The organism is Methylobacterium sp. ME121 (assembly GCF_000974725.1).
Classification (GTDB): Bacteria; Pseudomonadota; Alphaproteobacteria; order Rhizobiales; family Beijerinckiaceae; genus Methylobacterium; species Methylobacterium radiotolerans.
In genome coordinates this window covers 1-844 of sequence record NZ_BBUX01000182.1, presented here as the reverse complement: position 1 = coordinate 844, position 844 = coordinate 1, and the positions used below count along the sequence as shown (strand labels likewise).

1 protein-coding gene is annotated in these 844 nt (G+C 66.1%); it reads left to right on the top strand.

Features of this window, described 5'->3' with window-relative positions:
- Positions 1-74: 74 nt before the first annotated feature.
- A protein-coding gene (locus ME121_RS34855) for an IS5 family transposase (RefSeq protein ID WP_179696863.1) occupies positions 75-829 on the top strand; the annotation gives its coding sequence in 2 pieces (ribosomal slippage) (positions 75-399 and positions 399-829; 756 coding nt in all).
- The last annotated feature ends 15 nt before the right edge of the window (positions 830-844 follow it).

Genomic DNA, 844 nt, shown 5'->3' with positions numbered 1-844 from the left:
TCTAGGTCGCGAACCCATAACGGCTGGCACGGTTGAACCGCGGCGTCGTTAGCCCTCTGAGCAGGAGGGCCTTGATGGCGCGGTTTGATCTGACGGATGCGGAGTGGGCGGTGATCGAACCGCTGTTGCCGACGGACGTGCGCGGCAAGGAGCGCGTGGATGATCGGCGGGTGCTGAACGGGATCTTCTGGCGGCTGCGCACGGGCGCGCCCTGGGCCGACATCCCGGCGCGCTACGGCCCACACACGACCTGCGGCAACCGTTTTCGGCGCTGGCGCAAGCGTGGCATCTGGGATCGGCTTTTGGACGCGGTGTCAAAGGCTTACGACGGCGACCTGCAGATGATCGACGCGACCAGCGTGCGGGTTCACCAGCATGCCGCCTGCGCCCAAAAAAAGACGGCCGATCCGGTGGCATGGGTCGCTCGCGCGGCGGCCTGACGAGCAAGATCCACGCGCTGGTAGATGCCGACGGCCGTCCGGTGGCGCTCAAGATCACCGAGGGTCAAGCGCACGATGGGCGCGCGGCGGCCGACATGCTGGGCGGTCTGGGCACGGGCCAGATCCTGCTGGGGGATCGAGCCTATGACAGCGACGCGCTTCGCACTCGGATGGCGGAGCAGGGCGCCTGGGCGAACGTGAAGCCGATGCCCAACCGCAAGCGAGTACCGGCGTTCAGCCCGTTCCTGTACAAGTACCGCAACTTGGTCGAGCGCTTCTTCAGCAAGATCAAGCACTTCCGGGCCGTCGCCACCCGTTACGACAAGGATCCCGACAACTTCCTAGCCAGCGTCAAGCTCGCAGCCCTGCGGGTCTGGCTGCGAGCTTAATGAGTCCGCGACCTA